Here is a 13,035-nt window from a genome sequence, read left to right on the forward strand (position 1 = left end):
TTCCCCGTTCCCATGAGTCATCCCACAGCCAAATCCTGGACCGACCCCTTTGGCAGCAATCGTCTTGGTCTGTGGCTGGCTGATCGACGTGACCGTAAGACCGGGTTGATGCACCGCGTCGCCGCGCGATGGGGCTGGCTAAAGCCGATGGGCGAGCGCGGCAAGGTGGTGTGGATTATTGCCGGGGCGGAACGCGACAGCGTGCGTCTGGCGGTGGAGCTGCTGCGCGCCATCCGGGCGCGGCGGCTGGATATTCGCCTGGTGCTGACGTACGAGCATGAATACCCGGAACTGCTGGCACTGCTGGATGATTGCGACAAGACTGGCTGGGGTTATGCGCCATGCGATCATCCCCAGGCAACCGCGCGGGTGCTGCAGCGCTTCGCGCCATTCGGCGTGGTGCTGGTAGGTACGCAGGTGCGCCCGAATTTGCTGGCAGCGCTGGCTGGGCGGCCACACCTGCTGGCGGTGAATGTTCCCGGTCAGGTCGATTTCGCTTGCGAGCGTGTGTATGCGAGCAATGAGACTGCCACAGCGCTGGCAAATCAGGCACCTGTCGCCGACATGCGTGCCATTCTAGTCGAGGCGCAGGTAGATCCCAATTTCAAATCGCTGGTCAATGGCAACGCGGAACGGCATTTGTGGTGGTTGCATGGCGCCACTCCAGGCTATGCGGGTGAACTGGCACAGGTACTGTTCAGCCGGGCGCCGCAGGATATCCTGTTTGTCAGCGGGGAGCGTCCGCAAGCAGCAGTGATTTGCATGAGTAGCTGGAAGCGCGAACCACCCGCGGGCGGCAGCGTGATGTGGGTGGATGACAGCAAGTGGTTGCCGGGTATCGCCGCGGCGGTGACGGCAGCCCACCTGGTGCGGTTTGATGCGGCAGTGCTGTGGCAGGCAATGGCGGGAGGAGCGGCGTTGTCGCGTGCTCCCGGGATGAGGCTGCCCAAAGCCGCGCTGACAGAAGCCGTAGCGGAGACGGCGGATGTCGCCGCGTTATGGTACAGTTACCGGGATGCGCCGATTGCCGCGCGCAAACACGGCGACACCGCGCGGCGGCTGTTTTGGCAGGAACGGCGGCTGGCGGAATCGGTAAGCCGGGAACTGGTGGAACGGGTATTTGAATGGTAAGCAGCTGGATCACGCGGCAGTGGCAGGGCACCACGCTCTGGCACTTGTTGCTGATTCCGTTGGGCTGGGTGTTTGGTCTGCTGGCGGGCTTGCGCCGCACGCTCTATCGGGTCGGCATGCTGCGTGCCCAAACGTTGCCGGTGCCGGTCATCGTGATCGGCAACATCAGCGCTGGCGGCACCGGCAAAACCCCGCTGGTCGCCTGGCTGGCACGCGAGCTGGCAATACATGGCTGGCACCCTGGGGTGATCAGTCGCGGCTACGGTGGCAGCGCCCATATTCCACAGCAGGCAGGCATGCACAGCGATACGGCGCGCGTGGGCGATGAACCTGTGCTGCTGGCAAGCCTGGTCCAATGCCCGGTATGGGTCGGGCGCGACCGTGCTGCAGCGGGACGCGCATTGCTGGTAGCCCACCCGGAGGTGGACGTGCTGATTTCCGACGATGGCTTGCAGCATTATCGTCTGGCGCGCGCTGTGGAAATTGCCGTGGTGGACGGTGCGCGCGGTTTTGGCAATGGCCGTCCGCTGCCCGCTGGTCCGCTGCGCGAGCCGGTGGTCAGGTTGGGCGCCGTAGATGCCATTGTGGTGAACCAGCCAGAGGCGGCGCAACTGAATTTGCCTGCCATGCTGCCGGTTTATTCGATGCGCCTGGAAGGCGCGTGTTTTGTGAACCTCGCGGACCCTTCTCGCAGCGTCCGCGCCGCCGATTTTGTCGGACAGGAAATCCATGCCATTGCCGGTATCGGCCATCCCCAGCGTTTTTTTGACCACATTGCTGCCCTGGGCATCCACGCGCAGTATCATGCCTTTCCCGATCATCATGCCTATCGGGCCGCCGATCTCGCTTACTCGGGCCAGATCCTGATGACCAGTAAAGATGCGGTAAAATGTAGCGCATTCGCGGCTCAAAACATGTGGGCGCTGCCGGTGCAGGCGTCCATACAACCAGACCTTCTCGGGCTCGTGCTCGCCAAACTAGGAAACCGTCATGGATAGCAAACTGCTGGATATTCTCGTCTGCCCGCTTTGCAAGGGGCCGCTGGTGTACAAAAAAACCGAGCAGGAACTGATCTGCAAGGCCGACCGCCTGGCTTTCCCCATCCGCGACGATATTCCGGTGATGCTGGAGGGTGAAGCGCGCAGGCTGGCAGAAACCGAAGAAGTCTGATGGATGCTTCCAAAAGCGCAAATTGCAAATTTTTCGAGTGCCTGGGCTTTAGGCGAACGATGAGTTTTTAGGGGGGCTCATGACCGATTTCATCGCAGTCATCCCGGCGCGCTATGCCTCCACGCGCCTGCCCGCCAAGCCGCTTGCTGACATTGCCGGCAAGCCCATGGTGGTGCGGGTGGCTGAACGCGCAGCGCAGAGCGGTGCCAGCGCGGTATGGGTGGCGGCAGACGATGCGCGCATCATCGCGGCGGTCGAGGAGCACGGCCATCAGGCCCTGCTGACCTCGGCACACCATGCCTCCGGCACGGACCGGTTGGCGGAAGTGGTGGACAAGCTGGAACTGGATGACGACGCCATTGTGGCCAACGTGCAGGGTGATGAGCCGCTGATTGATCCCGCGCTGATCCACGCCGTCGCGCGCGAGCTGCAACTGCACCCCGAAGCAGTGATGGCGACCGCCTGCCATGCGATTCATGACTACACCACGCTGACCAACCCCAACGTGGTCAAGGTGGTAATGGATATAGAGGGCTACGCGCTGTATTTTAGCCGCGCGCCCATTCCCTGGCCGCGCGATGCTTTTGCGGCGGGACAAAGTTTGCCGGAAGGCTTGCCGGTGTTTCGCCATATCGGCCTGTATGCCTATCGGGCCGGCTTTCTCCGGCGCTATGCGGGACTCACATCGGCCCCCATCGAACGCTTTGAGTCTCTCGAGCAGCTGCGCGTGTTGTGGCATGGCTACAAGATCAGCGTGGCGGTGAGCGGGCAGCCTGCGCCGCTTGGCGTAGATACCGCAGAAGACCTCGCAATGGTGCGCCGGCTATGGGTTTGAAACTGGTTTTATGTTTGAATAAAAAAAATTGAGTATTCAGAATGGCCTGAAATCCAATACCCTCACGGGCTGTCATAGTAAAATAAACCATGGAGTAAGAGATGAGACTGATCCTGTTGGGCGGCCCCGGCGCGGGCAAGGGCACACAAGCCAATTACATCAAGGAACGCTATGGCATCCCGCAGATTTCCACCGGCGACATGCTGCGTGCCGCGATTGCCGCTGGCACCGAGATGGGCAAAGCCGCCAAAGCGGTAATGGATGCCGGCCAGCTGGTATCGGACGATATCATCATCGGTCTGGTGAAAGACCGTATTGCGCAACCCGATTGCGCCAAGGGTTTTTTGTTCGATGGTTTTCCGCGCACCATTCCCCAGGCCGAAGCGATGAAGGCCGCCGGGGTGCCGATTGATTACGTGGTTGAAATTGACGTGCCCGATGCAGAAATCGTCAAGCGCATGTCGGGTCGCCGCGTGCACCTGGCATCGGGGCGTACTTATCATGTGGTATTCAACCCGCCCAAGGTCGCCGGCAAGGATGATGTGACCGGTGAAGACCTGATCCAGCGCGACGACGACACTGAGGAGACAGTGAAAAAACGCCTGGATGTTTACCACGCGCAGACCGAACCGCTGGTAGCCTACTATTCCAGATGGGCGGCAAGTGGTGCAGCTGGCGCGCCGAAATACGTCAAGGTTACGGGTACCGGCAAGGTGGAAGGGATCCGCGATTCCATTTTTCAAGCATTGGGTTAAGCACTCATGGGAAGCGCCATTGCGGATTTCAGCGACACCGAACGCAGCGTGGTGGAGAGCGCCGTCAAGGAACGCTACGGGCACGCTGTGCCGGTCGAGGTCGCCGACACCGAACTGCGCATATACCCGGAAGACCGTGAGCTGACCACCTGTCCGTGCCTGTTCTGGAAACAGCGGGATTGCAGTTTCGTCATCGCCAAGGTGGGCGAAGGACGCTTCCGCAGCATGTTTTTCTACCGGGTGCATCAGATGTTCGGCACCGGGCGCGAGGAATACGATGACCTCGGCGACTGTGTGCTGGTGTTGCTGAGAGTGCAGGCCGATCACGAAAAAGAACAGGCGGGCGTGACTTCAGGCAAAACCGGCAAGGACATCTGTTAAACCCATACGCCAGCAGGGCAACCCGCTGGCGTTTTCATTTTTGGAAGGAAACATAAATGGCGAAAAAAAATGCCTTCTACGCACAGTCGGGTGGCGTCACCGCGGTCATCAACGCATCGGCCTGCGGCGTGATTCAAACTGCGCGCAAGCACAAGGACAAGATCGGCAAGGTCTATGCAGGCCGCAACGGCATTATCGGTGCGCTGACCGAAGACCTGATTGATACCAGCAAGGAAACCGACGCTGCCATTGCCGCGCTGCGCTCCACTCCCTCCGGTGCTTTCGGCTCGTGCCGCTTCAAGCTGAAAAGCCTGGAAGCCAACAAGCGCGAATACGAGCGGCTGATTGAGGTGTTCAAGGCGCATAACATCGGCTACTTTTTCTACAATGGCGGCGGCGATTCCGCTGATACCTGCTTCAAGGTCTCGCAGTTGTCCGAATCCATGGGCTACCCGATCCAGGCCATCCACGTACCCAAGACCGTGGACAATGACCTGCCCATTACCGACTGCTGTCCCGGTTTTGGATCCGTTGCCAAATACATCGCCGTGTCCACGCTGGAGGCCTCGTTTGACGTGCGTTCCATGGCCAAGACCTCGACCAGGGTTTTTGTCATCGAAGTGATGGGACGTCACGCCGGCTGGATTGCCGCTGCTGGCGGCCTGGTGGCTGACCAGGGTATTCCGGTGGTGATCCTGTTCCCGGAAATCGAATTCGATCAGAAAAAATTCCTCGCGGCGGTGAAGAAAAAAGTCGATGCATCCGGCTACTGCACGATCGTGGTGTCCGAAGGCTGCCACTACCCCGACGGCAAATTCCTTGCCGAACAGGGCACCCGCGATGCCTTCGGTCATGCCCAGCTCGGTGGCGCAGCGCCGGTAGTGGCCAACATGATCAAACTGGCTCACGGTTACAAGTTCCACTGGGCGGTGGCGGATTACCTGCAACGCTCGGCACGCCACATCGCCTCCAAGACCGATGTGAAGCAGGCCTACGAGCTGGGAAAAAAGGCCGTCGAGCTGGCGATCAAGGGACATAATTCGGTGATGCCCACGGTGGATCGCATCTCTGATTCTCCCTACAAATACAAGATCGGTATGGCGCCCCTGTCCAAGGTCGCCAACGTCGAGAAATTCATGCCACGTGACTTCATCAGCAAGGACGGCTACGGGATTACCGAAAAATGCCGCCGTTACCTGGCGCCACTGATTCAGGGAGAGGACTATCCCAGATATGAAGACGGTCTGCCGCAATATGTGACACTGAAGAATGTGGCGGTGGCGAAAAAATTGAAGGCGTTTGAAATTTGATGCGCGCAGCTGGCTGACCCTCCCACCATGACTCTAGACCGCGCGCGCCAGTTGCTTGCTGTTCAGGCCAATTTCGGCGGATTCTACAACGGCAATTCCGCCAAGCTCATCCTCTCGGAAGTGCAGCGCGAGCATGGTCAGCAGGCTGTGGATCAATTGATACAGGAGGTGAATCTCACCGAAATTTTCGGCTTTGAGCCGGGTATGCGTTTTGAGGGTGGTCTTGCCATCGGCAAGCCGTATTGAAATAGCAATGAGAAAAGTTGCAAGGCAATGAGCCGGCCGGAACAGGCTCCGATTCGCACAAGTAATCCAAGGAGGGATGAAGTATGTCGGATGGTCTAGTATTGGCGCTCGCCTGCGCTGTTTTTGCCATAATATATGGCCTGGTTTCCATTAAATGGGTGCTGGCCAAGCCCACTGGCAACGAGCGTATGCGAGAAATCGCAGCGGCGATTCAGGAAGGCGCGCAAGCCTATCTCAATCGTCAGTACCGCACCATTGGCATGGTGGGTGTGGTGTTGTTCGTGCTCATTTTCATCTTCATCGGCAAACTCACCGCCGCAGGCTTCGCGCTGGGGGCCCTGCTGTCTGCGGCGGCGGGCTACATTGGCATGAATATCTCGGTGCGTGCCAATGTGCGTACCGCAGAGGCTGCGCGTGAAGGGCTCAATCCGGCATTGAAAGTGGCGTTCCGCAGTGGTGCCATTACCGGCATGCTGGTCGTGGGTCTGGGACTGCTGGGTGTGGCGGGCTTTTATGCTTTCCTGGCGGCTACGACGCCGGCCGGCACGGTCGTCAACATTTCGCCGCTGATTGGTCTGGGTTTCGGCGGCTCGCTGATTTCCATTTTTGCGCGGCTGGGTGGCGGCATTTTCACCAAGGGTGCAGATGTGGGCGCGGATCTGGTCGGCAAGGTGGAAGCAGGTATCCCTGAAGATGACCCGCGCAACCCGGCGGTGATTGCCGACAACGTGGGCGACAACGTGGGCGACTGCGCGGGGATGGCGGCCGACCTGTTCGAGACCTACGCCGTGACCATCATCGCCACCATGCTGCTGGGCGGCCTGGTGCTGCACACCGCGGGTGCTGGCGCGATGATTTACCCGCTGGTGCTGGGCGGCGTGTCCATCGTTGCGTCGGTGATCGGCACGTTCTTCGTCAATGCGCGCGAAGGCGGCAAAATCATGAACGCGCTGTACCGCGGCCTGATCGTATCCGGCGGGCTGGCGGCGCTGGCGTTCTATCCCGTGACCCAGTGGCTGATGGCGGACAACGGCAGCTACAGCGTGATGAATCTGTATCTGTGCGGTCTGGTCGGACTGGCGCTGACCGCGGCGATGGTGCTCATTACCGAGTACTACACCGCCACTGAATACGCACCGGTACGCCATATCGCGCAGGCTTCCACAACGGGTCACGGTACCAACGTGATCGCCGGGCTGGGGGTATCCATGCGGTCCACCGCCGCACCGGTGCTGGCGGTGTGCGTGGCCATTCTCGTCTCCTATTCGCTGGCGGGCTTGTACGGTATCGCCATTGCCGCTACCGGGATGCTGTCCATGACCGGCATCATCGTGGCCCTGGATGCATACGGCCCGGTCACCGACAACGCGGGCGGCATCGCGGAAATGGCCGATTTGCCAGCCAGCGTGCGTAACATCACCGACCCGCTGGATGCCGTTGGCAACACCACCAAGGCGGTTACCAAGGGCTATGCGATTGGCTCAGCCGGTCTGGCGGCACTGGTGCTGTTCGCCGACTATACGCATACCCTGGAACACGCCGGCAAACTGGTGGATTTTTCCCTGTCCGATCCGGCGGTGATTATCGGCCTGTTCATTGGCGGCATGGTGCCGTATCTGTTCGGCGCCATGGGTATGGAGGCCGTGGGTCGTGCAGCAGGCAGCGTGGTGGTGGAAGTGCGCCGCCAGTTCAAGGAAATTCCCGGCATCATGGCGGGTACGGCCAAGCCGGATTATTCCAGGGCCGTGGATATGCTCACCCGTGCCGCCATCAAGGAAATGATGATCCCCTCGCTGCTGCCGGTGCTGGTGCCTATCGTCGTGGCGTTGGGCATGACCGCGCTGATGGGACCGGGCGCAGGCACCAAGGCACTGGGCGGCGTGCTGATGGGTTCCATCGTCACCGGTATTTTCGTTGCCATTTCGATGACCACTGGTGGCGGTGCCTGGGATAACGCCAAGAAATATATCGAGGAGGGTAATCATGGCGGCAAAGGCTCTGAAGCACACAAGGCCGCGGTCACAGGTGATACCGTGGGTGACCCCTACAAGGACACTGCCGGCCCGGCTATCAACCCGCTGATCAAGATCATCAATATTGTTGCACTGCTGATTGTGCCGCTGCTGTAAGGCTCGGACAGCTAAAATGAAAAAAGGCCGGACCGAAGCCAGGCCGTGTTAAATGCATACTGCCCGGAACATGAGTGAGTAAATTCGAGGCATGGCTGGATTTGAAACAATAGTAGATATACTCTGGTGGCGACAGTGAAATCTGTGGCCATTTTTTATGTGCGTCCTGCCGGGCGCACATAAAAAATGCATGACCGAAGTCATGTGTTCAAGGATATTGCGCAGTATCAATTGCGGCCGCTCAGATCACCGCATCCGGGGTTTTTTCCGACGCACCGCGTTCCAATGCTGCCGCTACTCCCGCGCCGTAAGCCGGATCGGCCCTGGTGCAGTGGGCAATATGACGCTGCTGGATTTCTTTGGACGCGCCGCCGACCGAACGGGCCGTATTCTCGCACAGCAGCCGTTGCTGTTCCGGCGTCATCAGGCGGAACAGGTTACCAGGCTGGGTGTGGTAATCATCATCGGCGCGATGATCCCAGTGGCCTGCTGCGCCTCCGGTCGCCAGGGGCGGTTCCGAAAAATCCGGTTGTTGCTGCCACGCGCCTTTGCTATTGGGCTCGTAGGTTCGCTGCATCGCTGCCAGCATGAACAGCCCGAGTCGGACATGGGCCCGGCTTACGCCTGAAGAAACGCCAGGAGATCGGCGTTGACCTTGTCCGCCGGGGTTACGCACATCCCATGTGGTGCGCCGGGATAGATCTTCAGCGTCGACTTCTTCACCAGCTTCGCGGCAAGAAGAGCCGGATCGGCGATGGGCACAATCTGGTCATCATCGCCATGGAGAATCAAGGTGGACACGTCAATTTTCTTGAGATCGCCGGTAAAGTCCGTCTCGGAGAACTGCTTGATACAGTCCGCTTGACCCTTAAACCTAAAAACCGTAGTTGACCGCTCATTTCCCTCATGAGAGCCGCATGAATACTGAGTGTTCCGCCTTCGTTCGCATTCACCTGTTGGGTGACATCGCTACCCGCCCGGTCTGTCGAAGTTATAAAACGGAGTGGCCAGATCCCTGTAGAACTGCGAACGGTAGGCAGTCACGGCGGCGCGGATGCCGTCGAAGACATCCATGGGCAGTCCGCCGGGATTGGCGTCGGTTTTGAGCATGATCGGGGGTACCGCGCCGATTAGCACCGCTTGGGCTACACGCGAGGGCGTCTAGCGGCCATCCGTGGGAAAAGACCACCGGACGTCCTTTCTCATATTCTCCATGGTGGTTGCAGCGGGAAGGTGAACTGCCCACAGGTTTGGTTTCTGTGGCTAATGCCGCAGCGGAGAAGCTCGGCAGCCATTCCGGCCCAATGGAGGCCATCAGGCCGTTCCGGGGTGTTCCCGCGCGTCGTTTTGATTTACTCATTTTGATATCCTTTAACTGATTTTAACAATCAGCTAAAGGATAGGTTTATGGGGATAAGATCACACGATCGCTCTCCTTCAACAATCGGTTGAAGATGCAGCCATGGACATAATGAGCTTGCCAGTTTATCGCAACGGGATTTTGGCTTGTTTTTTACTGCATCAGGCAGCGTGCTTTTTCACCCAGGCAACATACTGGTCCATCCAGTTCTGCAGGAATTTTTTGCTGCCTGTATCGATGTCGCCTGCCTCGTCAAACAATCCATCCCTTACCTGGATGAATGCTTCGGGCTGGCCAAGCGCCGGCACGTCCAGGTATGCGAGGACGTTGCGCAAATGCTGTTGCGCCATGGCCGTGCCAATGGCACCGACCGAAGCGCCCAATACACCAGCGGGCTTGCCCGCCCAGGCACTCTGGCCATAGGGGCGCGAGGCGTGGTCGATCGCGTTCTTGAGTACCCCGGGGATGGAACGGTTGTATTCGGGTGTGACGAACATAAGGCCCTGGGCAGCCGTGATTTCGGCCTTCAGCCGCTTGACGGATTCGGCCGGGTTCGCGTCGTCGTCCTGGTTGTAGAGTGGCAAGTCGCCGATTTGTACCTGCCTGAACGAGAATTCCGGCGGCGCCAGTTTCACAATGGCGTTGGCCAGCCTGCGGTTGAATGAATCCTGGCGAAGGCTGCCAACGATGACGGCTATCTGATATTGACTCATGACGATCTCCTTTAAAAGTGATTGCTGGATTTAAAACGAACAACATCAGGAAGCCTGCGTCACTCCTCGCCAGACATAAGCATCCATGGCCAGGCCACCATAGGCAAAGTGGGGACGATAGCGCAGGGGCGTATCGCCCCTCGCTGCGCCCAAGGCAACGAAAAGCGGCAGGAAGTGTTCTTCGGATGGATGAGCGTCGGCACCGTAAGGTGCTGAACGATATGCCAACAGGGCTGAGACATCCTGCGCGGCCAATCGCTCGGCAACCCAATTGGTAAACATCCGGGCTTGCAGCAAAGGCGCCTGGTCGCCTTCCGCATGCCAATCCAGCCAGCCAAAGTTATGCGTGATCGCGCCGGAAGCGACGATGAGCACGCTCTCCTCGCGCAAGGGTGCAAGCGCCTGTCCCAGCGCGACATGGGCTGCGGCGCCGGTATTGCGTGCCAGCGAGAGTTGCGTGACCGGCACATTGGCCTGTGGATACATCGCCGACAGCGGCGCCCAGGCGCCGTGATCCAGTCCACGGCTGGGGTGGAGGTCAGCCGCCAGGCCGGCAGCGGACAACAGCGACACGGCCCGTTCGGCCAGCGCCGGCGCGCCCGGCGCGCGATACTGCATGCGGTAAAGTTCCTCTGGAAAGCCCGCGAAGTCGTGCATGGTTTGCGGCGCGCCGGACAGACTGGCCGTTGGCTGGCGCGCTTCCCAATGCGCCGACACCACGAGAATCGCCGCCGGTTCGGGAGCCTGCTGGCCGATCTCGCGCCAGCAGGCCACGGCGTCCGGCGCCTTCAGCAAGGCATCCGGGGCGCCGTGGGACACAAAAACGACGGGCATGCGTGCGGACATATTGCGCTCCCTTACTCCTTCACCACCTCAACAGCGATGGTGAGGGTCACATCATCGGAAACATAGGACGCGTATTTGCCCATGTTGAAGTCGCTACGCTTGATCTTTGCCCCCGCATTAGCGCCGATCGCGTCTTTCTTCAGCATCGGATGCGGCATTTCCTGGAACGAGGTGACGGTCAGGGTCACCGGTTTGGTCACGCCTTTTACCGTCAGGTTGCCCTCGACTGCCACCGGCTTGTCGCCATCAAATTTAGCAGTGCGGGTATAGCTGGCGGGATGGCTCATCAGTGAAATCCAAAGGGTTTAGGTTGCTTGATGGACGTACTGTACACAAACCGTAATGCAATAAATAGCGTACAATTAGCAATATATTATTGCTAATTTTGCAACAATCGATCGGGGACGTTCATGGATAGGCTCGACAGCATGCGACTCTTTGTGCGGGTCGCCGAACTGGGTAGCTTTTCGGCCGTGGCGCAGCAGAATAATGTGGCGCGCTCGGTCGTGACGCGGCAGGTGGCGGCGCTCGAAACGCACCTCGGAACGAAGTTGATTGCCCGCAGCACGCGGCGCCTGAGCCTCACTTCGGCGGGCGCCACCTACCTGGAAAAATGCCGCGAAATTCTGAGCCTGGTGGAAGCCGCCGAAGCCAGCCTGACTGAGGATCGACAAGCGCCTCGAGGCCACATCCGTATCACCCTGCCATTTTCGTTCGGCATTCATCAATTGATGCCGATGTTCGGCGACTTCATGACTGCCAATCCGGATATCTCGATCGAACTGGAATTCAGCGACCGCCGCGCCAACCTGATCGAAGGCGGCTTTGATCTGGCCATCCGCATTGGTGATCGGCTTGATCCTGGCGACGTGGCACGAAAGATCGGCAGCAGTCAGGGCGTCGTCGTCGCTGCTCCCGAATATTTGCAGCGCCAGGGCCGGCCCAAGCATCCAAGTGAGCTCCTCAAGCACGAATGCTTCGGTTATTTGCTGGCTGCGCGCTCAAGTTGGGCCTTTGTCATTGACGGCAAAACGCAGTGGTTTCCCGTTACCGGGAGGCTCGAAGCCAACAGCGGCGATGCCTTGCTCGCCGCTGCGATGCGTGGCCTGGGGATCACCAATGCCCCCACCTTCATGGCCGAACAAGCCGTGCGTGAACGCAAGCTGGAAATTCTGCTGCCCAAGTTTCCGACGCCAGAGCTGGGGATCTATGCGGTCTTCCCGAGCAACCGTTATGTGCCTCATCGTGTCAGGACCCTGGTCGAGTATCTTGCTCAACGGATCGAGTCTCAGCTGCGAACAGTCAATGAGCTTCCCCGCGAATTTCGGATACTTCCAGAAAGCCATTCTGATGGCGATGATGGTGAAATTGGAGGTTGGAACTGAAACGAATTCCGGGGCCAGCCTATACAGCGGAGTACACGGCGGCAGTTCAGCAAGTGCTGGCCGGCAAGAAAGCGGGCGGGATTGCGCGTGAGTTGGGCGTTTTGTGTCTCCATCCTTGGCGTGTTTGTCCGCAGTGATCATGACCCGCCGGGTGATGCCCAGGGCCAGGGCGCGCAGGTGTTTGAGGGAGTAGCCGGCGTCTGCGCGCAGGCCTACCACGCCGATGGGGCCGCCCATGCTTCTTCCTGAGTGGCAGTGTCCATGTAGAGCGGGGTCTTGCCTTCGTCCCGCAGGCGATCGATTACTCCCTCATGCCAGGCGTTTCCACCTGAACTGCCTGGACGAACTACCCGCCGCGCCGGCGCTGCTCGCGCAGACTGTGACTCAGGTGCTGGCCGAGCACCGCAAGGAAGCGTACCCCTTCCTGCGTCCCGGGATCACGTACTACACGCAACATACAGCCCAGACCGCCCGTTGCCGGCGCGGCCGCCGCGATATCCTTGCTCGCCGCATGGATCGCCTCAGACAGAGCGATCAGCAGACACTGGCTCTCCTGGCGATCGAGGGCCAGGAGCAGGCGCATCAGACCCTCGTTGCGCGTCAGCCGGTCGAGCAGGTTCACCCCCTCGCTCATTGCCCCTGCCATCCGCGTAACCATGTCGTCCGACATCGCGTCCCGAGCCGCGGTAATGATCTGTGCGAATTCGACGAGTCGCTGCAGGTCGTCGTTGGCTATTGCGGCGGGAGTTTCTGTTTGTGTGGTCATCTTGGCTT

General features: G+C 59.6%; 16 protein-coding genes and 2 pseudogenes. 11 read left to right on the forward strand and 7 right to left on the reverse strand.

From position 1 onward, the window contains the following. The first annotated feature begins 12 nt into the window (after window positions 1–12). The 9 genes from GZH91_RS05775 (at window position 13) to GZH91_RS05815 (ending at window position 7,957) form a co-directional block, all read left to right on the forward strand. On the forward strand, window positions 13–1,131 hold the full coding sequence (locus GZH91_RS05775) for a glycosyltransferase N-terminal domain-containing protein (protein ID WP_147074001.1): 1,119 nt from the start codon (window positions 13–15) through the stop codon (window positions 1,129–1,131). Further along, a complete protein-coding gene (gene lpxK / locus GZH91_RS05780; protein ID WP_147074003.1) occupies window positions 1,125–2,129 on the forward strand; it encodes a tetraacyldisaccharide 4'-kinase in 1,005 nt (334 codons plus the stop codon). The genes GZH91_RS05775 and lpxK overlap by 7 nt, the downstream gene beginning before the upstream one ends. After that, on the forward strand, window positions 2,122–2,301 hold the full coding sequence (locus GZH91_RS05785; RefSeq protein ID WP_147074005.1) for a Trm112 family protein: 180 nt from the start codon (window positions 2,122–2,124) through the stop codon (window positions 2,299–2,301). The genes lpxK and GZH91_RS05785 overlap by 8 nt, the downstream gene beginning before the upstream one ends. Before the next feature lie 79 nt (window positions 2,302–2,380). Then, window positions 2,381–3,136, forward strand: coding sequence for a 3-deoxy-manno-octulosonate cytidylyltransferase (gene kdsB, locus GZH91_RS05790; RefSeq protein ID WP_147074007.1), 756 nt, complete (start codon window positions 2,381–2,383; stop codon window positions 3,134–3,136). A gap of 101 nt (window positions 3,137–3,237) precedes the next feature. Continuing rightward, complete coding sequence (adk, locus tag GZH91_RS05795; protein ID WP_147074008.1) at window positions 3,238–3,891, forward strand: adenylate kinase; 654 nt, start codon at window positions 3,238–3,240, stop codon at window positions 3,889–3,891. Between the two features lie 6 nt (window positions 3,892–3,897). After that, a complete protein-coding gene (locus GZH91_RS05800) occupies window positions 3,898–4,272 on the forward strand; it encodes a hypothetical protein (protein ID WP_147074010.1) in 375 nt (124 codons plus the stop codon). Window positions 4,273–4,328: 56 nt separating this feature from the next. Further along, window positions 4,329–5,582 carry a 6-phosphofructokinase gene (locus tag GZH91_RS05805; protein WP_147074012.1) on the forward strand — a complete coding sequence of 418 codons (1,254 nt, stop codon included), beginning with the start codon at window positions 4,329–4,331 and terminating at the stop codon, window positions 5,580–5,582. A 27-nt stretch (window positions 5,583–5,609) separates the two neighbouring features. Next, a complete protein-coding gene (locus tag GZH91_RS05810) occupies window positions 5,610–5,828 on the forward strand; it encodes a hypothetical protein (RefSeq protein WP_147074015.1) in 219 nt (72 codons plus the stop codon). Window positions 5,829–5,911: 83 nt separating this feature from the next. Further along, window positions 5,912–7,957: a sodium-translocating pyrophosphatase gene (locus GZH91_RS05815; protein ID WP_147074017.1), complete on the forward strand. Its 2,046-nt coding sequence runs from the start codon at window positions 5,912–5,914 to the stop codon at window positions 7,955–7,957. Between the two features lie 241 nt (window positions 7,958–8,198). Here GZH91_RS05815 and GZH91_RS05820 read toward each other — a convergent pair whose 3' ends face one another. From GZH91_RS05820 to GZH91_RS05840, 6 genes and pseudogenes are all read right to left on the reverse strand, one after another. Continuing rightward, entirely contained in the window at window positions 8,199–8,534 is a 336-nt protein-coding gene (locus GZH91_RS05820) for a catalase-related domain-containing protein (protein WP_232522216.1), read from the reverse strand. A 41-nt stretch (window positions 8,535–8,575) separates the two neighbouring features. Further along, window positions 8,576–8,848 (reverse strand): annotated as a pseudogene (locus GZH91_RS17750) (alpha/beta fold hydrolase); the annotation flags it as partial. A 78-nt stretch (window positions 8,849–8,926) separates the two neighbouring features. Next, entirely contained in the window at window positions 8,927–9,067 is a 141-nt protein-coding gene (locus GZH91_RS17755; RefSeq protein ID WP_198415408.1) for a hypothetical protein, read from the reverse strand. A 411-nt stretch (window positions 9,068–9,478) separates the two neighbouring features. Continuing rightward, window positions 9,479–10,030 (reverse strand): NADPH-dependent FMN reductase, encoded by a 552-nt coding sequence (locus GZH91_RS05830; RefSeq protein WP_147074031.1) that lies wholly within the window; start codon window positions 10,028–10,030, stop codon window positions 9,479–9,481. A 45-nt stretch (window positions 10,031–10,075) separates the two neighbouring features. Continuing rightward, window positions 10,076–10,876 carry a DODA-type extradiol aromatic ring-opening family dioxygenase gene (locus tag GZH91_RS05835; protein ID WP_223264585.1) on the reverse strand — a complete coding sequence of 267 codons (801 nt, stop codon included), beginning with the start codon at window positions 10,874–10,876 and terminating at the stop codon, window positions 10,076–10,078. Between the two features lie 11 nt (window positions 10,877–10,887). Then, a pseudogene (locus GZH91_RS05840) lies at window positions 10,888–11,130 on the reverse strand (YceI family protein); the annotation flags it as partial. 156 nt (window positions 11,131–11,286) lie between these two features. Here GZH91_RS05840 and GZH91_RS05845 point away from each other — a divergent pair. Beyond that, window positions 11,287–12,261, forward strand: a complete 975-nt coding sequence (locus GZH91_RS05845; RefSeq protein WP_147074035.1) for a LysR family transcriptional regulator — start codon at window positions 11,287–11,289, stop codon at window positions 12,259–12,261. Window positions 12,262–12,348: 87 nt separating this feature from the next. Further along, window positions 12,349–12,510 (forward strand): hypothetical protein, encoded by a 162-nt coding sequence (locus GZH91_RS05850; protein WP_161984189.1) that lies wholly within the window; start codon window positions 12,349–12,351, stop codon window positions 12,508–12,510. Window positions 12,511–12,607: 97 nt separating this feature from the next. On the opposite strand, the gene GZH91_RS05855 is transcribed toward GZH91_RS05850, so the two are convergent. Next, window positions 12,608–13,027, reverse strand: a complete 420-nt coding sequence (locus tag GZH91_RS05855) for a hypothetical protein (protein ID WP_223264586.1) — start codon at window positions 13,025–13,027, stop codon at window positions 12,608–12,610. Window positions 13,028–13,035: the final 8 nt, after the last annotated feature.

It is taken from the genome of Sulfuriferula plumbiphila (assembly GCF_009938015.1).
Taxonomy (GTDB): domain Bacteria; phylum Pseudomonadota; class Gammaproteobacteria; order Burkholderiales; family Sulfuriferulaceae; genus Sulfuriferula; species Sulfuriferula plumbiphila.